Annotated in this window: 24 protein-coding genes; 10 read left to right on the plus strand and 14 right to left on the minus strand. The window is 59.0% G+C overall.

What is annotated here, in order from left to right; all coding sequences use genetic code 11:
- Positions 1-2: 2 nt before the first annotated feature.
- The 9 genes from hycI to hycA all read right to left on the minus strand — a co-directional run bounded on the left by hycI (position 3) and on the right by hycA (position 7822).
- Positions 3-458: a hydrogenase maturation peptidase HycI gene (gene hycI, locus DFO56_RS19930; RefSeq protein WP_045511017.1), complete on the minus strand. Its 456-nt coding sequence runs from the start codon at positions 456-458 to the stop codon at positions 3-5.
- The gene (locus DFO56_RS19935; protein WP_020454961.1) at positions 451-861 is read right to left on the minus strand and encodes a formate hydrogenlyase maturation HycH family protein; all 411 of its coding nucleotides are present in this window, start codon (positions 859-861) and stop codon (positions 451-453) included. The genes hycI and DFO56_RS19935 overlap by 8 nt, the downstream gene beginning before the upstream one ends.
- Complete coding sequence (locus tag DFO56_RS19940) at positions 861-1625, minus strand: NADH-quinone oxidoreductase subunit B family protein (RefSeq protein ID WP_045511020.1); 765 nt, start codon at positions 1623-1625, stop codon at positions 861-863. Before DFO56_RS19940 ends, DFO56_RS19935 begins: the two co-directional genes overlap by 1 nt.
- Complete coding sequence (locus DFO56_RS19945) at positions 1625-2167, minus strand: formate hydrogenlyase complex iron-sulfur subunit (RefSeq protein ID WP_045511023.1); 543 nt, start codon at positions 2165-2167, stop codon at positions 1625-1627. The genes DFO56_RS19940 and DFO56_RS19945 overlap by 1 nt, the downstream gene beginning before the upstream one ends.
- Positions 2168-2183: 16 nt before the next feature.
- Positions 2184-3896: a formate hydrogenlyase subunit HycE gene (hycE, locus tag DFO56_RS19950; RefSeq protein ID WP_020454964.1), complete on the minus strand. Its 1713-nt coding sequence runs from the start codon at positions 3894-3896 to the stop codon at positions 2184-2186.
- Positions 3897-3908: 12 nt separating this feature from the next.
- Positions 3909-4835: a respiratory chain complex I subunit 1 family protein gene (locus DFO56_RS19955; RefSeq protein ID WP_045511026.1), complete on the minus strand. Its 927-nt coding sequence runs from the start codon at positions 4833-4835 to the stop codon at positions 3909-3911.
- A gap of 2 nt (positions 4836-4837) precedes the next feature.
- Positions 4838-6652: a formate hydrogenlyase subunit 3 gene (gene hycC / locus DFO56_RS19960; protein ID WP_045511029.1), complete on the minus strand. Its 1815-nt coding sequence runs from the start codon at positions 6650-6652 to the stop codon at positions 4838-4840.
- Positions 6649-7257, minus strand: a complete 609-nt coding sequence (locus DFO56_RS19965; RefSeq protein WP_045511142.1) for a 4Fe-4S dicluster domain-containing protein — start codon at positions 7255-7257, stop codon at positions 6649-6651. Before DFO56_RS19965 ends, hycC begins: the two co-directional genes overlap by 4 nt.
- Before the next feature lie 97 nt (positions 7258-7354).
- Positions 7355-7822, minus strand: a complete 468-nt coding sequence (gene hycA / locus DFO56_RS19970) for a formate hydrogenlyase regulator HycA (protein ID WP_020454968.1) — start codon at positions 7820-7822, stop codon at positions 7355-7357.
- 200 nt (positions 7823-8022) lie between these two features.
- On the opposite strand from hycA, the gene hypA reads away from it, so the two are divergent.
- The 6 genes from hypA to flhA are packed head-to-tail and all read left to right on the plus strand — an operon-like array spanning position 8023 to position 13766.
- On the plus strand, positions 8023-8370 hold the full coding sequence (gene hypA / locus DFO56_RS19975) for a hydrogenase maturation nickel metallochaperone HypA (RefSeq protein ID WP_045511032.1): 348 nt from the start codon (positions 8023-8025) through the stop codon (positions 8368-8370).
- A 3-nt stretch (positions 8371-8373) separates the two neighbouring features.
- On the plus strand, positions 8374-9246 hold the full coding sequence (hypB, locus tag DFO56_RS19980; RefSeq protein WP_045511036.1) for a hydrogenase nickel incorporation protein HypB: 873 nt from the start codon (positions 8374-8376) through the stop codon (positions 9244-9246).
- The gene (locus DFO56_RS19985; RefSeq protein WP_020454971.1) at positions 9237-9509 is read left to right on the plus strand and encodes a HypC/HybG/HupF family hydrogenase formation chaperone; all 273 of its coding nucleotides are present in this window, start codon (positions 9237-9239) and stop codon (positions 9507-9509) included. Before hypB ends, DFO56_RS19985 begins: the two co-directional genes overlap by 10 nt.
- Complete coding sequence (gene hypD, locus DFO56_RS19990) at positions 9509-10630, plus strand: hydrogenase formation protein HypD (RefSeq protein WP_045511039.1); 1122 nt, start codon at positions 9509-9511, stop codon at positions 10628-10630. Before DFO56_RS19985 ends, hypD begins: the two co-directional genes overlap by 1 nt.
- Positions 10627-11637: a hydrogenase expression/formation protein HypE gene (gene hypE, locus DFO56_RS19995; protein WP_045511046.1), complete on the plus strand. Its 1011-nt coding sequence runs from the start codon at positions 10627-10629 to the stop codon at positions 11635-11637. Before hypD ends, hypE begins: the two co-directional genes overlap by 4 nt.
- Positions 11638-11693: 56 nt before the next feature.
- Positions 11694-13766 carry a formate hydrogenlyase transcriptional activator FlhA gene (gene flhA, locus DFO56_RS20000; RefSeq protein ID WP_045511049.1) on the plus strand — a complete coding sequence of 691 codons (2073 nt, stop codon included), beginning with the start codon at positions 11694-11696 and terminating at the stop codon, positions 13764-13766.
- A 143-nt stretch (positions 13767-13909) separates the two neighbouring features.
- Here flhA and DFO56_RS20005 read toward each other — a convergent pair whose 3' ends face one another.
- Complete coding sequence (locus DFO56_RS20005; RefSeq protein ID WP_044489469.1) at positions 13910-14251, minus strand: nitrous oxide-stimulated promoter family protein; 342 nt, start codon at positions 14249-14251, stop codon at positions 13910-13912.
- Positions 14252-14375: 124 nt separating this feature from the next.
- Between DFO56_RS20005 and DFO56_RS20010 the strand changes: the two genes are divergently transcribed.
- From DFO56_RS20010 to DFO56_RS20025, 4 genes are all read left to right on the plus strand, one after another.
- Positions 14376-14894, plus strand: coding sequence for a hypothetical protein (locus DFO56_RS20010; RefSeq protein ID WP_082071783.1), 519 nt, complete (start codon positions 14376-14378; stop codon positions 14892-14894).
- A 30-nt stretch (positions 14895-14924) separates the two neighbouring features.
- The gene (locus DFO56_RS20015) at positions 14925-15533 is read left to right on the plus strand and encodes a hypothetical protein (RefSeq protein WP_045511052.1); all 609 of its coding nucleotides are present in this window, start codon (positions 14925-14927) and stop codon (positions 15531-15533) included.
- Positions 15530-16051, plus strand: a complete 522-nt coding sequence (locus DFO56_RS20020; RefSeq protein ID WP_020454978.1) for a surface-adhesin E family protein — start codon at positions 15530-15532, stop codon at positions 16049-16051. Before DFO56_RS20015 ends, DFO56_RS20020 begins: the two co-directional genes overlap by 4 nt.
- An 87-nt stretch (positions 16052-16138) precedes the next feature.
- Positions 16139-17182 (plus strand): alpha/beta fold hydrolase, encoded by a 1044-nt coding sequence (locus DFO56_RS20025; protein WP_045511055.1) that lies wholly within the window; start codon positions 16139-16141, stop codon positions 17180-17182.
- A 42-nt stretch (positions 17183-17224) separates the two neighbouring features.
- Here DFO56_RS20025 and DFO56_RS20030 read toward each other — a convergent pair whose 3' ends face one another.
- The 4 genes from DFO56_RS20030 to DFO56_RS20045 all read right to left on the minus strand — a co-directional run bounded on the left by DFO56_RS20030 (position 17225) and on the right by DFO56_RS20045 (position 24415).
- Complete coding sequence (locus DFO56_RS20030) at positions 17225-18412, minus strand: cytochrome c biogenesis protein DipZ (RefSeq protein ID WP_082071784.1); 1188 nt, start codon at positions 18410-18412, stop codon at positions 17225-17227.
- A 129-nt stretch (positions 18413-18541) separates the two neighbouring features.
- Positions 18542-19843, minus strand: a complete 1302-nt coding sequence (locus tag DFO56_RS20035; RefSeq protein WP_045511061.1) for an ATP-binding protein — start codon at positions 19841-19843, stop codon at positions 18542-18544.
- Positions 19840-20580, minus strand: a complete 741-nt coding sequence (locus DFO56_RS20040) for a response regulator (protein WP_020454982.1) — start codon at positions 20578-20580, stop codon at positions 19840-19842. Before DFO56_RS20040 ends, DFO56_RS20035 begins: the two co-directional genes overlap by 4 nt.
- A 91-nt stretch (positions 20581-20671) precedes the next feature.
- Positions 20672-24415, minus strand: a complete 3744-nt coding sequence (locus DFO56_RS20045; RefSeq protein ID WP_045511064.1) for a bifunctional nitrate reductase/sulfite reductase flavoprotein subunit alpha — start codon at positions 24413-24415, stop codon at positions 20672-20674.
- Positions 24416-24422 lie beyond the last annotated feature (7 nt).

Raw genomic sequence — 24422 nt, forward strand, 5'->3', positions numbered from 1 at the left:
GTTTACAAATTGTCGAACCCGCCGTTACCCTCCCAGCCCGCCAGCCGCTGGTAGATAAATTCCACCGCCGCTTTTACCGGCGGCGTCATCGGGTAGTAAAACCCGACAATATCCGGCTGAATGCCAAGAAAAATCACCTCGCCGATATCCTCTTTCAACTGATCAATCAGATAGTTGAGCGGCATATTGTGGGTGGTCATCAGGAACATTTCGGCAATGTCATCCGGGTCCACCACGCGGATATCGCCGGGGTTGAGCCCCATATCGGTCGCATCGACAATTAGCAGCCGCGAGGGCTTCAGTTCGCGAATCGCCACCACATCGTTTTCCGGCGCGCTACCACCATCAATCACCTGCCAGTTACCTTGCGGGTTTTCGGCGCACATTTGCGCCAGCAACGGGCCTGCGCCATCGTCGCCCATCATACTGTTGCCGACACACAGCAATACGTCAGTCACGTAATCTCCTCACCATTAAATAGATGGCGCTTTCCTGATGGATATCATGCAGCATCGACAGCAGCGCTTTACTCCAGGCGAGCTGCTGCGCATTTTGCCGGGTCTGTGCCCGATCAAAGGCGTTTGCCAGCAGCATCACGTGCGTGCTGTCGATAACAATTTCGCCGTAGCGCGGCACGCCTTCCATTTTGCGCCGCGCTTCGCTGCCTGCCTCCAGCGTGGCGATCCACGCAAGGTAATCCTCCCACGGGCAGGAGAGCGCCGTTTCCAGGCAGTCGATCACCCCCAAATGGTGGCCGATAGCCAGGCTGTAATAAACCACTTGCTGCGCCTGTGCGGGTGTAGCGTCGTTCTCGTCGATAAATTTACGCCGCAACTGGCTAAAGACCACCGATTCGCCCATCAGATTTTCGCCTCCTGCACCACCTGGTTCAGATGGCTGACTATCTCAGTCAGGCGCGGATCGTTTTCCTGCGCCAGCCAGTTCACCACTTCATGTTCGCCGACGCTTCGCAAACGCATAAAGTCATCTGCAATCTGGCGGCCGTAGCGGTAACCCGCCAGCCGACGGGCGGTGCGATCCACTTTCACGCGCAGGGGCTGCACCATCGCCGGGTGCAAAATCTCGGCCGGCTGGTCGTCCTTCTCACCAGGCAGACGAGCATGGATTTTCTGCTCCAGCAAGCCCAGCGCCATGGCGAAACCATACAATGTGGCCGCGGGCGTTGGCGGGCAGCCGGGAATATAAACATCCACCGGCACAATCTTGTCGGTGCCGCCCCACACGCAGTACAGGTCGTGGAAGATACCACCGCTGTTGCCGCACGCGCCGTAGGAGATACAGATTTTGGGATCCGGCGCAGATTGCCAGGCCCGTAGCGCAGGCGAGCGCATGGCGCGGGTTACCGCGCCGGTGAACAGCAGAATGTCGGCATGGCGCGGTGACGGAACCACTTTGATGCCGAAGCGTTCTGCGTCAAACAGCGGTGAAAGCGTGGCAAAAATCTCGATTTCGCAGCCGTTGCAACCGCCGCAATCCACGCGGTAGACATAGGCGGATCGTTTGATCTTATTCAGCAGCGAGGCTTTCATGCTGGCGATGGACTCCTCCACCGTCATCGGTACCGGAATACCGTCCGCATCGCGCGGACCTAACAGCTGGCTCATTAGCTGGCCTCTCTCATATGGCGGGTCAATTCAATCCGGTCGGACGGCACCAGACACTTCTGGCGCTTACACTCCGGGCAGGTTTCAAAACTTTCACGGTGCAGCTCTGCCCGGCTATCGCCGTTATGCGCCAGCAGCGCGATGGCGTAGTCGATCTCTTTCTGCACCGCGAATGGTCGGGCGCATTCGCGGCACTGGCACAGTTCAAAGCGCGACTGTTGCAGGAAATCCGCTTTGTTCCACACCGCCAGCTCATACTCCTGCGAAAGCGTGATAGCCGCCGTCGGGCACACTTCTTCGCAACGGGCGCAGAAAATGCAGCGCCCCAGGTTGAACTGCCACGCCAGCTCACCGGTGGCCAGATCGGTCTCCACCGACAGCGCATTCGACGGGCAGGCATTGACGCACGCCGCACAACCAATGCACTGCTGCGGGTTGTGCTGCGGTTTGCCGCGAAAGTTTTTGTCGACCGGCATTGGCGACAGCGGGTAATCGCTGGTTGCCGTGCCGGTTTTGATCACTTTTTTGATAAAGGTAAACATCGCTACCGTTCTCCCCTCACGATTTCAACGGCGAGTTCTTACGCTCAACCCCGTAACGCTCCAGCTCTTTGTAAGCCACGACCTTGCTTTTCTTCTTACGCACATCCACCACCGTCATGCGGTCGGTGCATGAATAGCAGGGGTCGAGGCTGCCAATGATCAGCGGGGCGTCGGAAACCGTGTTGCCGCGCAGCATATAGCGCAGCGTCGGCCAGTTAGCGTATGTCGCCGCACGGCAGCGCCAGCGGTAAAGTTTCTGGTTATCACCGGTCATGCTCCAGTGGATGTCATCCCCGCGCGGCGCTTCAGAGAAACCGAGCGCGAAGCGGTGCGGAATGTAGGTAAAGCCTTCCACCATCAGCGGACCGCCAGGCAGGTTGTCGAGACCGTAATCGATCATATTGAGCGCGGTCAGCACTTCATTGATGCGTACTTTCAGGCGTGAAATTACATCGCAGCCCTGTTCGGTGTGCACAGTCATCGGCAGCAGGCCGTAACCGACAAACGGGTGATCGGCGCGGGTATCGCGGGCGTGTCCGCTGGCGCGTACCATCGGGCCGACGTTACTGAAATCGCGGGCGATTTGCGGGTCAAGGCGGCCAATGCCGACGGTGCGCTGCTCAATGTTCGGCGTACTCATCAGCACATCGACCAGTTCAGTCACATCACGACGCATCTGCTGCGCTAACTGGCGAGTCTGGATCATGTCCTCTTTCAACATGTCGCGACGGATACCGCCAATCAGGTTCAGACCGTAGGTTTTACGCGCCCCGGTGAGGATTTCCGCCATTTTCATGGAGGCTTCGCGCACGCGGAAAAACTGCATAAACCCGGAATCAAAGCCGACAAAGTGACAGGCCAGCCCGAGGTTGAGCAAGTGCGAGTGCAGGCGTTCCACTTCGAGCAAAATGGCGCGGATCATCTGCGCGCGTTCCGGCACGACAATGCCCATCGCGTTTTCAACCGAAGTGGTATAGGCCGTGCTGTGGGCAAAGCCGCAGATACCGCAGACGCGATCGGAAAGAAAAGTGACTTCGTTGTAACCCATGCGGGTTTCCGCCAGCTTCTCCATGCCACGATGGACGTAAAACATGCGGTAGTCGGCATCGACAATATTCTCGCCGTCAACAAACAGGCGGAAATGGCCCGGTTCGTCCGAGGTCACATGCAGCGGGCCAATCGGCACCACATTGTTTTTCTTATCGCCCAGCTCGTTAATGAACTCGTAGGTTTCCGCATCAGTGGTCGGCGCGGGACGCTGGCGATAGTCCATGCTGTCTTTACGCAGCGGGTAGAGTTCATCCGGCCAGTCATCCGGCAGCACCAGGCGGCGCTCATCCGGCAGACCCACCGGGATCAGGCCGTACATATCGCGCACTTCGCGCTCGCCCCACACCGCTGCCGGCACGCGCGGCGTTACCGACGGGTATTCCGCTTTCAGTGCGTCCACTTCCACACGCACCGTGATCCAGCACTTCACGCCCTGCTCCATCGACAGCACGTAATAGACGGCGAAATGGCCGTTCAGCTTGCGTTCGTCATTGCCAAACAACACCGAAAGCCAGCCGCCCTGCTGATAGTAAAGGTACTCCACGACTTCCGGCAGGTAGTTCACTTTGACGGTGACCGTTATCTGGTCTTTGGTCTGCCACGCTTCATCCAGTACCACCCCGGGAAATTTCTCGTGCAGGGCAGCAAGATAGTGTTGACCGATTTTTTCTTCAGACATGCTCAAACTCTCTTAATAGGTCGCCAGCAAGGAGACGAAGGCTAAAAAGGCGACGCCGAAACCGGCCCAGGTTACGCGCGATGTGGCAACAAAACGCAGACGCGCCATGCTGTTCTCAAACAGGGCGATAATCAGCACGCCAGCGACCAGTTTCACCACGGCGATCGCCAGCGCCAGCAGCAAACCGGCGGCGCTAAAAGTGGTCATTTGCCCCCAGGGCAGAAACACGCCAACAAACAGTTGCAGCACCACCAGTTGTTTCAGGCTGATGCCCCACTTCAGCACCGCGAAACCGCTGCCGCTGTACTCAGACAGCGGCCCTTCCTGCAACTCCTGCTCCGCTTCCGCGAGATCAAACGGCAGTTTGCCCATTTCGATAAAGGTGGCGAACGCGCAGGCGCAGAGCGCCAGGAACAGAGGAATGCTGCGAGAGAGCGGCCAGTGATACACAGTATTGGTGATGTGGCTGATGTGCGTGGAACCGGCGACCAGCGCCGCCACCCACAGACCAAGCAGCAAAATCGGCTCGACCAGCACGCCGAGCATCGCTTCGCGGCTCGCACCAAGGCCGGTAAACGGGCTGCCGGTATCAAGCCCGGCGATGGCAAAGAAAAAGCGGGCAATAGCGAACAGGTAAATCAGGGTGATCAGATCGCCAAGTTCCGGTAGCGGCGAGGCAACCGTCACCACCGGTAACGCGGTCGCGACGGTCAGCATAACGCCCACCATCACAAACGGCGTCAGGCGAAATACCCAGCCAGACGCCGCCGGAGCAATACTTTGCCGCCCCAGCAGTTTCAGCAGATCGCGGTATTCCTGCAGCACGCCCGGCCCGCGCCGGTTGTGCAAACGCGCACGCGCCACGCGGCTGATGCCGGAAAGCAGCGGCGCTGCGGCAAACAACACCAGCGCCTGTAGTAAAGCAAACAGAAAACTCATCATCAGGCTCCTCGTGAAATCACCACTACCACCAGCACCGCCAGCTCAATCAGCGCCAGCCGACGAAACAGCACCGGCGCGCTATCACCGTGCCAGCCGGGAACAGGAAGCCGGGGCTCCAGCCATTTCCGCAGTTTCAGCACCGGGGCAAAAGCCGCTTTCACCGGCATGGCGAAACCATGCGCGGTAATCACCATTGATCCTTCGTGATCGTAACCGCACACCCAGGCGCTACCGCGGCGGCGGGCGGGCGGGCGATCGCCTTTAAACAGCATCATCAGCAGTAACGGCAGTAGCGGCGTGGCAATCAGCAACAGCGCGATCATCGGCTGCGACACCACGGTGTTTGCCGTTTGCAGCGGCAACGGTACAGCGGCAAACAGGCGCGGCATCAGCCACGGCGCGGCAACACCGCCGATAACGCAGCAAATGGCCAGCGCGGCGACCACACCAGTCATTAACCAGGGAATGGAGCGCGGGTTTTCCGCCTGAGCGCTACGCGGCGCGCCAAGAAAAGTGACGCCATAAACTTTCGCCATGCACATCACCGCCAGCGCGCCGGTAATCGCCAGACCAACCGCCAGCAGCGGCCCCAGCAGTTGCAGCAGGAAATGACCACTGGCGCTTAAACCAAAGAAGGATTGATAAATCACCCACTCACCGGCAAAACCGTTGAGCGGCGGCAACGCCGCCATCGCCATCAGCCCGACCAGCATTGCCAGCGAGATAACCGGCATCTTTTTACCGATACCGCCGAGTTTTTCGATATCGCGATAACCGGTGCCAAACCACAGCGTGCCCGCGCCGAGGAACAGTGTGCTTTTAAACAGGCTATGGTTGAAAAGGTGATACAGGCCGCCAGTCAGCCCCAGCGCCAGCAGCACAGGTTGTTGCAGCGCAAGGCCGGTGATGCCAGCGCCCAGGCCGAGCAGAATAATGCCGATGTTCTCCAGCGTGTGGTACGCCAGCAGGCGCTGGATGTTGTGTTCCATCAGTGCATACAGCCCGCCAATAAAGGCGGTAATAATGCCAAATACCAGCAGCGCAACGCCCCACCACAGCGGCGGTTGGCCGCCGAGCAGCGAAAGGCTCAAAATGCCGAACAAGCCGATTTTCATCACCACCGTGGAAAACAGCGCCGCCGCCGGTGCGGGTGCAGTGGCGTGCGCCTGCGGCACCCAGGCATGCAGCGGAATAATCCCGGCCAGCAGGCCAAAACCGATCACGCCGAGCAGCCAGATGTCGCTGCCGAGCGCATGCGTACCGAGCAGTGCAAAATCCAGCGTCTGGTAACGCTGCCACAGCAGCCAGCAGGCCACCGCCAGCAGGACCGTACCGCAGCGGCCCATGACAAACCACAGCTTGCCGGATTTGCTGCAGCCGGTCAGAAATACCGCGCTCAGCGCCATAATTTCCGCCATGATCACCAGCGCGCCGAAGTTTGCCGCGCTCACCGCGCACAGCGCGGCGACCAGCAGTAAGTTCATCAGCAGACCGTTGGCTTTCACCGCTTCATGGCGATGCCAGTCAATGGAAAACAGGCTAACAAAACCGCCGCAAACGCCGAGCGTGATCAGCCATACGGCGCTGAGCGGCGTGACCAGGACGTGATATTCAATCAACGGCAGCGTGCCGCTCACGGTGACAGCGTCTGTTAATGCCATCACGCCGCAGGCCGCCGCCATTGCACAACCGATAGCGCCGCCAAGCCCGGAAAAGAGTCCGCTTAACACTTTGAACGGCATAAACAGATAGGCCAGCATGGCTGCGCAGGTAAGTACTGCGACAGCAGCGCTTAACAAAGAGAGGATAGTCATTTCGCGCTCCGGTTTAGCTGCGTATACAGCGATAAATCGCCGTAATCCGTGTTGAGGGTTTGCTCGCGTTTGCGACGGCTGGCTCTGGCGATATCCCGGTTATTGACAAGATGCAGCGCTTTGGTCGGGCACATCCGCACACAGGCCGGGCCTTCGGCATCGAAATGGCAGAGATCGCACTTCACCGCAATTGCCCGCACGCCGGGCACCCAATCCAGCAACGTGCTGACACGCGCCGGCGCAGGCGGCGCAGCGGGCGCTTTAGGCGAGTTAACATTGGCGGGAATATCCAGCGGGCGGCTACCGGAAAACTCAATCGCGCCGAAAGGACACGCAATCGCGCACAGCTTGCAGCTGACGCACAGGCTTTCATTTAACTGCACCGCGCCATCAACGCGGTTGATCGCGTTCACCGGACAAACGCTCGCACAGGGCGCGTCTTCACAGTGGTGGCACTGCTGCGGCGCGGACTCTTTTTCGCTGCGCATCACACGCAGCCGCGGCATCGCCTGCAGGCCATGCGCACGGTGCGTTTCGGCGCAGGCAGCCTCGCAGGTATGGCATCCAATACATAACGCCGAATCGGCAATTACAAAACGGTTCACCAGCAAATCCTCAGGTGATTCACCCTGGTTACGGGCGGTCATTTATGACGAAACGTGTCGCGCGATGTGTCACTTCGACACATGTCGACACCCAAACTCAGGCCAGCGCAGGCGCGTGCGCGTGGCTGACAAGCGTGGTGAGATTGACCGGCGTATCCGCTTCCATTGCGGCATACAGGTTGTCGTAAACGGCGGCGATTTTGCCGAGATAATGCTCCAGCACTTTTTCACGATCGCGCACGCTGAACGCGCCATCGACCTTGCCATCGCTGGAGAGCTGCGCTTTGGCAATCACGCGTCGCTCGTCGCTCTCTTTATTGGCAATCGCATATTCAATGGTGTGACCGTTAAAGCCGCCGGTCAGGGTGATATAAACCGTGAAGTGTTCGAACAGCACAAAGCAGAGTTGCTGTTCCGGCGCACAGCCGATAGCGTGATGCAACCGCGCTCTGGAGAGCGTAACGCCCTGAACTAACGCGTTACAGTAGCTACGCCACTCTTCCTGCAGGCGGTGATGCCGCCCGGCAATGTAATCTGCCTTTTCGCTAATTTCCCAAATCGTCATGTCTGCTTATCCGGTTAATGAAAAACAACGGCGGTAAAGCATCATCCATGCCAAAATTTAATATATTGATTTAAAAAGAAATAAAAACAAAACGCTCACCCTTTCGACGTGTCATCTCGACATTGTCGACATCGTCACCGTGTCAAAAGGCGGAATGGCACTCTTATTGCATTAAGGGCGCAAAGTCATCAGGAGGCGTTATGCACGAAATCACCCTCTGCCAGCGTGCGCTGGAAATTATCGAACAACAGGCGTCAGCAAACGGCGCGCGTCGGGTCACCGGCGTGTGGCTGAAAGTCGGCGCATTTTCTTGTGTAGAAACGGAAGCTTTAACGTTTTGTTTTGATCTGGTTTGCCGCGGCAGCCTGGCGGAAGGCTGTACACTGCACATCGAACAACAACAGGCGGAATGCTGGTGCGAGTCCTGCCAACAGTATGTGACGTTACTTACCCAGCGAGTGCGCCGCTGCCCGCAGTGCCACAGCGACCAGTTGCAAATTGTCGCCGATGACGGCATGCAAATTCAGCGACTGGAAATTGAGGAGTAAACAATGTGTACAACATGTGGTTGTCAGGACGGTAACCTTTATATCGAGGGTGACGAACATAACCCGCACTCGGCGTTTCGCGGTGCACCGTTCTCCCCAGCCGCTCGCCCGGCGCTGAAAATCACCGGTATCAAAACCGACGATTTTCGTCCCACGCAACTGGAAAACGGCGACCTGCATTATGGTCACGGTGAAGCCGGTACCCACGCGCCAGGCATGAGCCAGCGCCGGATGGTGGAGGTGGAAATCGACGTGCTGGAGAAAAACAACCAAATCGCCGCCCGCAACCGCGCCCGTTTCGCCGCTTCGCAACACCTGGTGCTCAACCTGGTCTCCAGCCCCGGCTCCGGCAAAACCACCCTCCTTACCGAAACCCTTAAACGCCTGAAAGCGCGCGTCCCTTGCGCGGTGATTGAGGGCGATCAGCAAACCGTTAACGATGCCGCACGCATTCGCGCGACCGGCACGCCGGCGATTCAGGTTAACACCGGCAAGGGCTGCCATCTTGATGCGCAGATGATTGCCGACGCCGCACCGCGACTGGCGCTGGAAAATCGCGGCATTCTGTTTATCGAAAACGTCGGCAACCTGGTGTGCCCGGCGGGTTTCGATCTTGGCGAGCGTCATAAAGTGGCGGTGCTGTCGGTGACAGAAGGCGAAGACAAGCCGCTGAAATACCCGCATATGTTCGCCGCTGCCTCACTGATGCTGCTCAATAAAGTGGATTTGCTGCCCTACCTCGATTTTAACGTCGAGCAGTGCATCGCTTATGCCCGTGAAGTGAACCCGACCATTGAAATCATGCTGATTTCTGCCACCAAAGGCGACGGGATGGACGCCTGGCTTGACTGGCTGGAGACGCAACGATGTGTATAGGCGTACCGGGGCAAATTTGCGCCATTGATGGCCTGCAAGCCAAAGTGGATGTCAGCGGCATTCAGCGCGATGTCGATTTAACGCTGGTCGGCAGCATCGACGAAAACGGTCAGTCACGCCTCGGCCAGTGGGTACTGGTGCATGTCGGCTTCGCGATGAGCGTGATTAACGAAGAAGAGGCGCTGGATACGCTGGCGGCGCTGCAAAACATGTTCGATGTCGAACCCGATGTCGGCGCGCTGCTTTACGGCGAGGAGAAATAATGCGTTTTGTCGATGAATATCGCGCCCCGGAACAGGTGATGCAACTGATTGATCACCTGCGTGAACGGGCAGCGCACCTCTCTTACACCGCCGCGCGTCCGCTGCGCATTATGGAAGTGTGCGGCGGGCACACACACGCTATTTTCAAGTTTGGTCTCGACCAGCTACTGCCGGAAAACATTGAGTTTATTCACGGTCCCGGCTGCCCGGTCTGCGTGTTGCCGATGGGGCGAATTGATACCTGCGTGGAGATCGCTCAACACCCGGAGGTGATTTTCTGCACCTTTGGCGACGCCATTCGCGTGCCGGGAAAAAACGGCTCGCTGCTGCAGGCAAAAGCGCGCGGCGCGGATGTGCGGATTGTCTATTCACCAATGGATGCGCTGGCGCTGGCGGAAAAAAATCCGCAGCGCAAGGTGGTGTTTTTCGGCCTCGGGTTTGAAACCACCATGCCTGCCACCGCCATCACGTTGCAGCAGGCAAAAGCCCGTAACCTCGATAACTTCTGGTTTTTCTGCCAGCACATCACGCTGATTCCAACGTTGCGCAGCCTGCTGGAGCAGCCGGACAACGGCATCGACGCGTTTCTCGCGCCGGGTCATGTCAGTATGGTGATTGGCACCGACGCCTATACTTTCATCGCCGATACTTATCAGCGCCCGCTGGTGGTCGCCGGTTTTGAACCGCTCGATCTGTTGCAGGGCGTGGTGATGCTGGTTGAGCAAAAAATTGCCGCCCACAGTAAGGTGGAAAACCAGTATCGCCGCGTGGTGCCGGACGAAGGCAACCGGCTGGCGCAGGCCGCCATCGCCGAGGTGTTTACCGTACGCGGCAACAGTGAATGGCGCGGCCTGGGCATGATTGGCGAATCCGGCGTGCATCTGACGCCTGCATATCAGCGCTTTGACGCCGAAGCGCATTTTCGCCCGGCGGTACAGCAAGTGTATGACGATCCGCGCGCCCGCTGCGGTGACGTGCTGACCGGCCGCTGTAAACCGCACCAGTGCCCGCTGTTCGGTAACACCTGTAACCCGCAAAGCGCGTTCGGCGCGCTAATGGTTTCATCAGAAGGTGCCTGCGCGGCCTGGTATCAATATCGTGCTCAGGAGTGTGAAGCATGAATGAAGTGCAGATGGCGCACGGCAGCGGCGGCCAGGCGATGCAACAGCTTATCAGCCAGCTTTTTATGGAGGCGTTCGATAACCCCTGGCTTGCAGAGCAGGAAGATCAGGCGCGTATCAATCTGGCAGAGCTTACAGCAGGCGGCGATCGGCTGGCGTTTTCCACCGACAGCTACGTTATCGATCCGCTGTTCTTTCCCGGCGGCAATATCGGCAAGCTGGCGGTATGCGGCACGGCAAATGATATTGCCGTTAGCGGCGCAACACCGCGCTTCCTCTCCTGCGGTTTTATCCTTGAAGAGGGGTTGCCAATAGCAACGCTGAAAACCCTTGTAGAGAGCATGGCCGACACCGCCGGCAGCGCCGGTATCGCCATTGTTACCGGCGATACCAAAGTGGTGCAGCGCGGCGCAGCCGATAAGGTATTTATCAATACCGCCGGCATTGGCGCTATCCCGGCGTCGGTTCACTGGGCGGCAAACTCCCTGCAACCCGGCGATGTGCTGCTGGCAAGCGGCACACTGGGCGATCACGGCGCAACCATCCTTAATCTGCGCGAAGGCTTAGGGCTGGATGGCGAGCTGACCAGCGATTGCGCGGTGCTGACGCCGTTGATTAGCCAACTGCGCGAGCTTCCCGGCGTAAAAGCGCTGCGCGACGCCACGCGCGGCGGCGTTAACGCCGTGGTACATGAGTTTGCTGCCGCCTGCGGTTACGGCATTGAGTTAAAGGAACGAGACTTACCGGTAAAACCGGCGGTGCGCGGGGTTTGCGAACTGCTGGGGCTGGATGCATTAAATTTTGCCAACGAAGGCAAACTGGTGATTGCCGTACAGCGCGAAGCCGCAGAGCAGGCGCTGGCACAATTACGCGCTCACCCTTTAGGGCGCGACGCCGCAATAATTGGTGAAGTGGTCGAACGCAAAGGTGTACGTCTGACAGGCCTTTATGGAGTGAAGCGCCTGCTGGATTTGCCCCATGCCGAACCCTTGCCACGGATTTGTTAACCTTTTATTTTTATTAATTTTTTCACACCTTCTGCGTGTGTTCCTGGAAAAGCAAAATGTCGTATACACCGATGAGTGATCTCGGGCAACAAGGATTGTTTGATATAACGCGGATGTTATTACAGCAGCCCGATATGGCCGCGCTTTGTGAAACGTTAACCCGGTTAACCCGCCAGGCGGGTCTCGCCGACAACGCCGCGATTGTGCTGTGGCATGCCGACAGCCATCTCGCCAGCCGTTACGCCGTGCAAACACCCGACAACTGCGCCAGATATAACGACCAGGCGCTGCTGGCGGGCGGCCCGGTGCGGCATATTCTCTCTCACCCGCAGGCGCTGCGCTGCACCGCGCAACTCTTTAGCGAGACCTGGCCCGCCGTTGCCGAAAGCCGGATCTATCCGGCATTCGCGCATTACAGCTTGCTGCCGCTCGCCGCCGAAGGGCAGATTTTTGGCGGCTGCGAATTTTTTCGTACCAGCGACAGGCCATGGAGCGACAAAGAGACCGAGCGCCTGCATACGCTGACGCAGATCGTTGCTGTCGTTGCCGAGCAGTTGCAAAGCCGCGAGCACCCCACGCCGGACTACGAGCTTCTGTGCCAGGAGCGCGACGATTTCCGCATCCTGGTGGCCATCACCAACGCGGTGCTCTCCCGGCTGCATATGGATGAGCTGGTCAGTGAAGTGGCAAAAGAGATCCACTACTACTTCGGCATTGACGCCATTAGCCTGGTGCTGCGCGGCAGCCGCAAGGGCAAACTGACCATCTACTCGACGCATTATCTGGATGAAGCCGACCCCGCCCATGAAACGCAGGAAGTCGACGAACAGGGAACACTGACCGAGCGGGTATTTAGCAGCAAAGAGATGCTGCTGATTAATCTGCATGAGCGTGACAAACTCGCCCCTTACGAGCGGATGCTGTTTGAAACCTGGGGTAATAAAATTCAGACCCTGTGCCTGCTGCCGCTGATGTCCGGCAAAAATCTGCTGGGCGTGCTGAAACTGGCGCAGTGCCAGAAAGAGGTGTTTACCCCGGCGAACCTGAAGCTGCTGCGCCAGATTGCCGAGCGTATCGCCATTGCCGTGGATAACGCGCTGGCCTACCAGGAGATCCACCGTCTGAAAGAGCGGCTGGTGGATGAAAACCTCGCCTTGACCGAACAACTCAATAATGTCGACAGCGATTTTGGCGAGATCATCGGGCGTAGCGATGCCATGTTCCGCGTGCTCAAGCAGGTTGAGATGGTAGCGCAGAGCAACAGCACGGTGCTGATCCTTGGCGAAACCGGCACCGGGAAAGAGCTTATCGCGCGCGCCATCCATAACCTGAGCGATCGCAACAGCCGCCGGATGGTGAAGATGAACTGCGCGGCCATGCCGGCCGGGCTGCTGGAAAGCGATCTGTTTGGCCACGAGCGCGGCGCGTTTACCGGCGCCAGCGCCCAACGCATCGGGCGTTTTGAGCTGGCGGATAAAAGCTCGCTGTTTCTTGACGAAGTGGGCGATATGCCGCTTGAGCTACAACCCAAGCTGCTACGCGTGTTGCAGGAGCAGGAGTTTGAGCGCCTCGGCAGCAACAAGCTGATCCAGACCGATGTGCGGCTGATCGCCGCCACCAACCGCGATCTTAAACAGATGGTCGCCGACCGGGAATTTCGCAGCGATCTCTATTACCGCCTGAATGTTTTCCCGATCCACCTGCCGCCGCTGCGCGAGCGCCCGGAAGACATTCCGCTGCTGGTAAAAGCCTTCACCTTTAAAATCGCGCGCAAAATGGGGCGCAACATCGACAGCATCCCGGCGGAAACCTTGCGCGTGCTGAGTGCGATGGAGTGGCCGGGGAATGTGCGTGAACTGGAGAACGTGATCGAGCGTGCAGTGCTGCTCACGCGCGGCAACGTGCTGCAACTGTCGATGGCGGAAATCGCCGTGCCCTCCGTCGCGCCTGAAACGCCCGCCGAAGTGGCGCGCGAAGGGGAAGATGAGTATCAGCTGATTGTGCGCGTACTGCGGGAAACCAACGGCGTGGTGGCCGGGCCAAAAGGCGCGGCGCAGCGTCTGGGACTCAAACGCACGACGCTGCTCTCCCGAATGAAACGATTAGGTATTGATAAAGAGGCGTTATAGCCGCAGACCCGACGGGCGTTTTCGCGCGTCGGGCGTTTCTTTGCGCGTCAACAGCGCCGTAAAACCGCTAATCCGGCAAACGCGTAACCCACCTTCGTTCCCCACCTTTACCGAATACGCATCCTGCTTTTTACCTTTACACGCTATTTGCGCCGGTACTTCTCCGGCAGCTCCGGCACCGGGCGTTTATCATCAAGCAAATGGCGCACCGTCAGCACCGGGTGACGCCACAGCATACGCGGCCCCGCCCAGCGCATAATCTGTTTCATCTCTTCGCGTTTCGCAGGCTGGTAACAGTGCACCGGGCACTGCTTACAGGCCGGTTTCTCTTCGCCGAACACGCATTTATCCAGCCGCTTTTCCGCATAAGCGTACAAATCCGCGTAGTGCGCCGCGCTGCTTACCGCATCCGGGCAGGCGCGTTGATAAAGGGCAATCATTTTGCGGATAGTCAGTTTTTCTCGCAGGATCCGGGGGCCAGCCATACACGTCACCAATAATTAAGATGCATAAATAATACAACTTAATAGAATCGCAAAAAACCACGCCCGCCGCGTTTTTATGTAAAGGTCAGACCTCAGGTGCCGATACCCGTTTATCAACGTGGAAATGATCATCGCCGGGGGAATGGTGCGTAAATTAATTGTTATTGTTTCGTTATTTTTATTGGCGGGATGTATCAGTAAAAATAACCCGTTTTTCCCGGAACAGCCTTTTTATTACCCGCCATTAATGACGGATGATGTCGCGAAAATTCGCTTAATCGGCGCAACGATGACCTACGCCATTTATCAAACGGATACCAGCGGGCAGAAATTTGGCGGCTGGGTACAAAAACATGATCGCTTTATTAATAAGGCTTATGGTCCAACCCAGGATATGGGTTTTCCAAAGTTGAAGAACAAAAAATACAGTGACGCTTTTTTTGAAACCACGCTGCTGCCCGATTTGCCGACAACCATTCACCATGAGGCTTACAAAGGGTGCAGCGTAGATATTCACTTCACGCCGAAAAAAGGGGCGTTGTATGAAGTGCATTATGACTATGGCACTGATACCTGCGTCATTTATGTCGCCCGGCTGAAATACAACCCGGCCTCTGCGGAATACGAAGAAATAAAGCCGTAAAAAACACGAAATTAAAACGTAAGGACACCGATGAAACAGTTAATTATGCCGCTGGCGCTACTCACGCTGGCAATAACCGGCAGCGCAAAGGCGCAAACGCTGACCGAAAGTTTACTGCGTTGCGACAGCAGCTTTTTCAGTGAACTCTACAAACAGCGAGCCACACTGGCGCACACCGCGCCAGTGGTGACAGATAAGCAGCATCACGCCTGGTTTGCCGCGCCGAAAGACGGCTCCGATACCGTCTGGTTTAGCAAGCCTCTGCGCATCAATCAGCTCACTATTTCTGGCTTTGACAGGTCGCAGGAGTCACTGGGCAAATTGGGTGATTATTACTTCTGGGGATGGGTGATCGAAGAGCCCATGTCTGCGGTGATAGCTGCGTTGCCTGACATTCACTGGCAGAAAGTCACGGACGGGTATTACGCCAATCCGCTGATCAAACGCGCCGGTGAGACCACATGGCGGGTCAACAAAACCGCCGTCAGCGGTATTGCTCCGGCCGCGGATAGCGTGGAAAAACTCGCAATGCTGGAAGTGAGTGAAGGCAAAACCTTTTTGCGCTGCTCGATTCAGGGCAAGGTCAGCAAGGACGAGTTACTGGCGGTGCGCCCGGATCTGCAAGGAGAGCAAAAATGAAAAAATCCCTGTTTCTTGGCTCAGCACTACTGCTGATGTCCGGCTGCACCAGCCATCCGGGTGCCAGCGTTACGCAAGAGGAAACCCCGCCCAAGCGGGTCGTTAAGTTCGTGACACTCAGTAGCGGCGTCAGCTATCTGGATTTTCGTACCATTTCCCTTTACGACGGCAATCCCTATTTGCGTCGTATTGACGTGATTCATAACTACACCAAAGGCATGCCGGTGAAAAAGAATCCGCTGATGATGATCCGCAGCGAACGCCAAAGCCTGGTCGTGAACTGTGATACGCACCAGTTCACCCATGTGCATAAGATCTACTTTTCAGAACATTTTGCCACTGGCGACAAAATCGCCCGCATGAACACGCCAGGACAGTGGCAGGATTACCCGCCAACATCCTTGATCGGCCTGACGGCAGGCTTGCTGTGTAAGCTCCCGGAAGATCGCCTGGCCGCAGAGCCTGCACGCGATACGCAAACACCGCTGTTATACACGCTGATACAGAACGGCGCGTAGCCGCACACAATCGGGATACAGTGATCCCTTGCAATAGCGGGTGGATGGCGCAGGACGCCATCGCCCACTTTTTTGCAGGAGTGACTTATGTCATCGATTGAAAATCCGCAACGCCGCCTGCTGTTGCAGGCCACCGCCGCAAGCCTGGCCGCACTGGAACTGGGGCTCAGCGCCCTTCCCGCCCAGGCCAGCGCACCGCCCGCCGCCCTCACCACCACACCGCGCAACCTGACGCCGCTACCGCCCATTAAGCAGATTGACGCAGGCGTGCTGAATATCGGGTATATCGACACCGGGCCGGAAAACGGCGAACCGATGCTGCTACTGCACGGCTGGCCGTATGACATCTACAGCTTTGCCGATGTGATCCCGCGCCTTACCCGTGCCGGGTTTCGCGTGCTGGTGCCGTGGCTGCGCGGCTATGGCAGCACCACATTTTTATCAGCCGACACACCGCGCAACGGCCAGCAGGCGGCGCTCGCCGTCGATGCGATTGCCTTTCTTGACGCGCTCGACATTAAACAGGCGGTGATCGGCGGTTTTGACTGGGGCGCGCGTACCGCCAATATCCTTGCCGCGCTGTGGCCGCAGCGCTGCAAAGGGCTGGTCTCGGTAAGCGGATATCTGATTGGCAGCCAGCAGGCGAATAAAAAACCGCTGCCACCCGCGGCGGAACTCGCCTGGTGGTATCAATTTTACTTTGCGACCGAGCGCGGCGAAGCAGGCTATCGCGAGCACACCGATGAGTTTGCGAAACTTATCTGGCGAACCGCCTCGCCGCAATGGCGCTTTAGCGAAGCGGAGTTTGCCCGCTCGGCGCAGGCATTGCACAACGCCGATCATGTCGCCATTACGCTGCATAACTATCGCTGGCGGTTGGGAATTGTCAGCGGCGAGCGCCGTTTCGACGCGCTGGAGCAGCAACTGGCAAAGGCACCGGTAATTACGGTGCCGACCATTACGCTCGAGGGTGACGCAAACGGCGCGCCGCATCCGGATCCTGCCAGCTACGCCGCCAAATTCAGCGGCCGCTACCAGCACCGTACCGCCACCGGCGGCATTGGTCATAACCTGCCGCAAGAAGCGCCCGCGTTTTTTGCGCAGGCGCTTATCGACATTGCACGGCATTAAACAGCACGCGCCTTCGGCTGAATCAGCGAAGGCGCTTTTCCCTCATGAATGGGCTTCGGCCAGCAGTTTCTGAATAAGTTGCTCCTGCTGTTGATACTCCCCTTCCCCAAAGTACATCTGCCGCAGTTGCCCTTTGGCATCAAAGTAGTAATGCGCAGGCCAGTACTGGTTCCCAAACGCATTCCAGATGGCGTAGTTATTGTCTACCGCCACCGGGAAGCGGATATTCTCTTTGCGTACCACGTTTTGCAGCGACTGTATGTTCTTCTCGAACGGATATTCCGGGGTGTGAACACCAATCACCACCAGCCCCTGGTCACGGTATTTTTCCGCCCACGCGTTGACATACGGTAGCGTGTGCTGGCAGTTAATACAGTCGAACGTCCAGAAATCCACCAGCACCACTTTGCCCTTCAGCGCCTGCGCAGTGAGCGGCGCGGAGTTAAGCCAGCTCACCGCCCCTTCCAGTGACGGCATGCTATTGCGCACCAGCGGCTCGCTGACCGGCTGCAGCGTGACGGTAGGTTGCGGTGATGTCCGCCAGCTCAGGAGTTGTTGTTCCAGCCGCGTTGTCCACGCACCCGCCCCCTGCAACGCAGACGTCGCCCCGCTGCCAATCAGCACTACCGCGCCCAGCATGGCGACGCCCGCCCCCTGACGCAGCCGCTCGCTGAAGGGCAGACTGGCGCGCAGGCGGGAAAAAAGCCGATCGCCACACAGCCAGAGCAGCGCCAGCATCGCCGCCGCGCCGCTGCCGTAAGCCGCCAGCACCAGCGCCGTCTGCCCGCTTGCGCCGTTAAGTATGGCGGTGCTCAGAACCGCGCCCAGGATCGGCCCGGCGCACGGCGCCCACAGTAGCCCGACGGATAACCCCGCCAGCAGCGCCGAAAGAACACCGCCCGAACGGCGGCTGCGGTTATCGAGCCGTTCACCGGCGCGCACAACAAAGTACATCACCGTGCTGGCAATGCGCGGCGAAATCAGCGCCAGCGCCATCACCGCCAGCAGACCGAGTGCCAGCCAGCGCCCCCAGGCATTGGCCTGGATTATCCACTGCTGCGTGGCGCCCGCCAGCAGTGCCACCAGCGTAAACATCGCCACCATTCCCGCCAGCAGTGCGGCAAGATGACGTTTATCGCGGCCAAAACTTGCGAACAGTAGCGGAATAACCGGCAGCGTACAGGGGCTGAGCAGCGCCAAGCAGCCGCCTAAAAAAGCAATGATCACCATAACAAGCTCCTTGATTCGTTGAGGAAACAGGCGCATTACACCGCCGCGGTGTATCGCGGCGGTGTCGGTGATGGCGGGTTTTGTCAGCCGGTGTTGCAGGCCGGAGAGCAGATACGCAGAGATACAAACTTAGTGCGGCAATAGCACGCAGGCATCCAGCCCGCCCTGCGGGCGGTTGCTCAGGTGCAATTGCCCACCGAGTTGCGACACCAGTTGCCGGGCAATCGCCAGCCCCAGACCGGTGCCACCGGTGCCGCGATTACGCGAGGTTTCCAGCCGGTAGAAAGGCTCCAGCACCGCTGCCAGCGCCTCTTCAGGAATGCCGGGGCCGTTATCAAGCACATGGATCGCGAGCGGCGCATCTGGCGTAAGTACAATATCGATGTCTGCTTGGCCGGCGAATTTCAGCGCGTTATCCAGCAGATTGGTTAATATGCGCCGCAGCGCCTGCACATCAATGTGCAGCGTGAGATCCGGCGGGCAGCGCAGCAGCGTTACCCGCTTGCCAACGTCGACATAGTCACACACCAGGCTGTCGATAAACGGGTGCAGCGCCAGACGCTGCGGTGCGAGCGGCGGCGCATCCTGTGTGCGGGCATAAGCGATCCCTTCACGAACCAGCCGGGACATCTCATCCAGATCCGCCAGCAGTTTGTCGCGCAGCGCTTCGTCGGCCGCCATTTCGCTGCGCAACCGCATCCGGGTGATCGGCGTTTGCAGGTCGTGCGAAATCGCGGCGAGGATCTGCGCGCGCGAACTCAGATGATGAGCAATACGCGCCTGCATGGCGTTAAAAGCGCGCACCGCGTGCTGCACCTCCGTTGGGCCGTTTTCGATCATCACCGGCGGGGGTTCGGGCGATGGGGTGAGCGCATCAAGCGCACGGGTAAAGCGGGTCAGCGGCTTCACAGCCAGGCGTACCGCCAGCCAGCAGCAGATAAGCAATAGCAGCAGTTGTGCGACCAGCACCGCAGGCAGCCAACGGGCGATAGGCGTTGGACGCGGGGTGATATCAATGGTCAGCGGCGCGCCATCATGCAGGCGCAAATGCGCCTGCAAATGTTCCTGCGGGCCTGGGACGGCATTGATTTTCAGGGCATATTGGCTGCCCAGCGCCTGTTCAAGCGAGCGTGCGGTATCTTTCGAACGCCAGTTGGTGGGGTAGCGCCCGCCTTCACCTGCGCTCAGCAAGTAGCGATAGTTACCGCGATCGATACGCGCCAGCCATGCAGGGCGCTCGCTGGCGGGTAAACGGTTGAGGATCGCCACGCTGGTCGCCACATCGTATTCAAGATTGCCCAGCATTACCGAACGCGCGGTGGTGATGCGTTCATACAGCAGCAGGCTAAGGGTTAACGCGTTCGCCAGCAGCAATCCCACCAGCACAATCACCACTAAACGTGACAGCAGCGAACGCGGCCACAGCCTCATTCCCGCGCCTCTGTGATAACCACCGGCATTGAGAAAACGTAGCCCTCGCTGCGCACGGTTTTGATGTAAGCCGGTTCACGCGCGTCGTCGTTCAGGCGCTGGCGCAGGCGGCTTACCAGCAGATCAATGGAACGTTCGAAAAGCTCCGCGTCGCGCCCCTGCGTAAGGTTCAGAAGCTGGTCACGGTTGAGTACGCGCTGCGGGTGATCGAGAAACACGCGCATCAGGCGATACTCCGCGCCGCTCAGCGCCACCACGGTCCCCTGCGCATCCACCAGATGACGCGCCGAGGTGTCAAGCTGCCAGTCGCCAAACGCCAGGCAACGTCCCGCTTCGGTGATTTGCAGGTTCGGCGGCAACATGCGCGTGCGGCGCAAAATGGCTTTAATACGCGCCAGCAGTTCGCGGGCAACAAAGGGTTTTACCAGGTAGTCATCCGCGCCCATCTCCAGACCGACAATGCGATCGGTCTCTTCGCTGCGCGCGGTCAGCATCAGCACCGGCACGTTTTTATGCGCGCTGCTGCGCAACTCGCGGCACAGCGTCAGCCCGTCCGTGCCTGGCATCATGATATCCAGCACAATCAAATCCACCGGCGTGGTTTCGAGTAACTGCCGCATCTGTTTGCCATTCGCGGCAACGCTTGCGCGCAGGCCGGAGCGGGTCAGGTAATCAGCAAGCAGCGTGCGAATTTCCCGGTCATCATCAACAACCAAAATATGGTCAATATGTTCCATCCAAAAAGCCCTGGCGGCGGGTAACGGTAAAATGAGTGTATCCTGGTTACGCGCGCCCCGGGCGTTGGCTTTGTATCACACTGTACAACGCTTAATAGACATCGCGCTGATAGCGATTTTCCCGCGTCAGGGTCGCCAGCCAGGCGTCCGCCGCGTCAGCGCTCATGCCGCCAAAGGTTTGTGCCACCTGCTTTAAAGTGTTTTCGACATCTTTCGCCATCTGGCTTGCATCGCCGCAAACATAAAAGTGCGCCCCGGCGGCTAACCAGCGCCACAGCGCTTCGCCCTGCTCCAGCATGCGGTGCTGAACGTAGATTTTCTGCGCCTGATCGCGGGAAAACGCGGTGGTGAAGCGCGACAACACGCCGTCGCGCTGCCAGGCCTCCAGCTCCTCACGGTAATAAAAATCCGTGGCCGCATGCTGCTCGCCAAAAAACAGCCAGTTATCGCCTCTCGCCCCTGTGGCCTGGCGCTCCTGCAGAAAACCGCGAAACGGCGCAATGCCGGTGCCTGCGCCGACCATGATCACCGCCGTGTTTGGATCGGCTGGCAGGCGAAAATGCGGCGAACGCTGAATAAAGATCGCCACGCGTTCTGCGCGATCCGCCAGAAAGGTCGAACAGACGCCGCCGCGTTGCTTGCTGTCGCCATAACGCACGGTGGAGACCGTCAGTTCAACGCGCTGCGGGGAAACTTTCGGGCTGGAGGAGATGGAATAGAGTCGTGGCTGCAAGCGACGCAGCGCCGAAAGCCACTGTTCAGCCGCCAGATGTACCGGGAAACACTGCAACAGGTCGATAATCTGCCGCCCCCACAGCCACTGCGTAAGTTCGGTACTGTTTTCACTGGAGAGCAGGCTATGCAGCGTTTCGTTTTGCGCATGGTCAGCCACCAGGCGCAGCACCTCCGGGGTGATGCGCGTGATGTCAAAACAGTCACAGAGCGCCGCCTGCAGCGTCATCTCGCCCACGCCGCTAACCTGCACCCTGCTTTGCCCATCCAGCGCCAGCAGATCGAGGATATCGGTGACCCGCTGCGGGCAGTTGCGCGGCCAGACACCGAGCGCGTCGCCCGCTTCGTAGTGCAAGCCGCTACCCTGCAGATCAAACGCGAACTGGCGGATCTCTTTTTCAGCCCCCGGCGCGCTCAGCAGTTGATTCGTGACCAGTGGCACGCTGACGGGATCGTGGCGGCTGAACCCAGGTTTTGCCGTGGTTTGCGCCGTGCTTTGCGGCGGCGCGCCGAGCCGCAGAATGTCAGTGTGGATCGCCGCCAGCCACTGCTGCGCCGCGTCAATATCGCCCGCATCGCACGCCTGGCACGCCAGCAGCCGCTGTGCGCCAAGGGCGGCCAGCCGGGCATCGAGCTTGCGGCCAAAACCGCAAAACTGCGCGTAACTGGCATCGCCAAACGCCAGCACCGAAAACGCCGTCCCGCTCAGCACAGGCGCGTTTTCGGCGCTCAACGCCGCCCATAACGCCGCGCCATTAGCGGGCGGATCGCCATCGCCAAAGGTGCTGGCGAGCAGTAACACGCGCGGCACGGCGGCCATATCGTTCACACTGACGCTATCCATGGCGCGCAGTTTTACCGCCAGCCCGGCATGCAGCAGCTGTTCGGCACAGCGTCGGGCAAACGTCTGCGCATTGCCGGTCGTGGAGGCCCACAGCACCAGCACTAACCCGCTGTCTTCATCCGTTGCGGGTGCAGCGGCGGGCGCGGGTTGCTGTTGGCTGCGCACCAGCGCGATGGCGCAGTGTTTCAGCTCGGGTTGCAGCGAAACGGGATCCAGCGCATCGCTGGTCAGGGCGTTGATCGCCAGCTTGTCGCCAAACAGATCGTTCCAGTGAAAGGGCGCAAAGCTGTTGCCGGGTCGCACACGGTCAGTCACCACCGCAGGCAGCCGTGCCATACCGCGCCGCGAGCGGATATCCACCCAGTCCCCCTCGTTTATCGCCAGCCGTTGTGCGTCTGTGGGGGAGATTTCGATAAACGGTCCGGGGTTGAGCGTATTAAGCAGCGGGATTTTGCCGGTCTTGGTCAGCGTGTGCCACTGGTGCTGCACGCGCCCGGTGTTGAGCACCAGCGGGTAGTCGTCATCCGGCATTTCGGCAGGCGCGAGATCCGGGCGGGCAAAAAATTGCCCCTTGCCGCTGGCGGTAGCAAAACGCACGCGCCCGTTAGCCTGCAAATAGCGAATGGGATGACGGGGTTCATCATCCTCCGGCGCGCACGGCCATTGCAACGGCGTCTGGCGCAGCCGCGCATAGCTCGCGCCGCGAATGTCGTAGCCGGTTGCCGGGTTGTGAGCGGCGCGGATTTCATCAAACACCGCGGCGGCGCTGGCGTAGCGAAAGCCCTCCGCGTAACCCATTTCACACGCCACACTGGCGATAATTTGCCAGTCGGCAAGCGCATCGCCCGGCGGAGATACCGCCTGCTGCATCAGCGTCATGGTGCGTTCGGAGTTGACCATCACTCCTTCGGCCTCCGCCCACAATGCACCCGGCAACAGGATATCGGCGTAGCGGTTGGTTTCGGTATCCAGAAACGCATCCTGCGCAATCACCAGCTCGGCGCGTTCCAGCCCGGCGATCACTTTTTCGCGGTTTGGCACAGTGGCGACCGGGTTGGTGCAAATTATCCAGCAGGCTTTGATCTCGCCTGCGCTCATCGCGTCAAACAGCGCGACCGTACCGCCGCCCACCTCGCCACGCAGCGTGCCGGCAGGACGTTGCCATAGCTGTTCGACGAACGCGCGATCTTCATCCACCAGCACCGATCGCTGACCCGGCAACCCGCCGCCCATATAACCCATTTCCCGCCCGCCCATCGCGTTCGGCTGGCCGGTAAGCGAAAACGGCCCGCTGCCGGGGCGGCAAATCGCGCCGGTCGCCAGGTGTAAATTACACAGCGCGTTGGTGCTCCAGGTGCCGTGCGTGCTCTGGTTTAGCCCCATCGTCCAGCAGCTCATCCATTCCCCCGCCTCGCCAATCCACTGCGCCGCCTGGCGAATGTCGGCTTCACGCAACCCGGTGCGCTCGGCCACCTGCTGCGGCGTATAGTCCAGCAGAAAATCCGGCATCGCCTGCCAGCCTTCGGTGTGCCGGGCGATAAAATCGTTATCCAGTTGGCCGTTTTGCACCAACAGTGCCAGCAAACCGTTCAGCAACGCGAGATCGGTGCCGGGTTTGATCTGCAAAAAGAGCGAGGCTTTCTCTGCCGTGGCAGTGCGGCGAGGATCAACGACAATCAGTTTCGCCCCGGTATTGACGCGCTCCATCATGCGCAGAAACAGGATTGGGTGGCAGTCGGCCATGTTAGCGCCAATCACCAGGAACAGATCGGCGCGCTCGAAATCGTCATAAGAGCCAGGTGGCCCATCCGCGCCGAGCGAGAGCTTATAACCGCTGGCGGCGCTGGCCATGCACAAACGTGAGTTGGACTCGATGTTGTTGGTGCCAATAAACCCTTTCGCCAGCTTGTTCGCCAGGTATTGCGCTTCTAAAGACATCTGGCCGGAAACATACAGCGCCAGCGCATCCGGGCCGTGCTTATCGATAATGCCACGCAGCCGCCGGGCGGTTTCACGGATGGCGTCATCGATTGCCGTACGCACCGGCTCATGCTGACGCGATGTGCGGAGATACGCGCTATCCAGCCGGCCAGTCGCCGTTATCGCCCCGGCACAGCTTTTACCTTTGGTGCACAACCGCCCCTGGTTGGTCGGGTGGGATTTATCGCCCACCACACTGATGATGCGCTGGTTTTCCATCTGCATCACCAGCCCGCAGCCCACCCCGCAGTAGGGGCATACGCTTTTGATCTGCTCCATTTCGCCC

The organism is Kosakonia sp. AG348, assembly GCF_003337365.1.
Taxonomy (GTDB): Bacteria; Pseudomonadota; Gammaproteobacteria; order Enterobacterales; family Enterobacteriaceae; genus Kosakonia.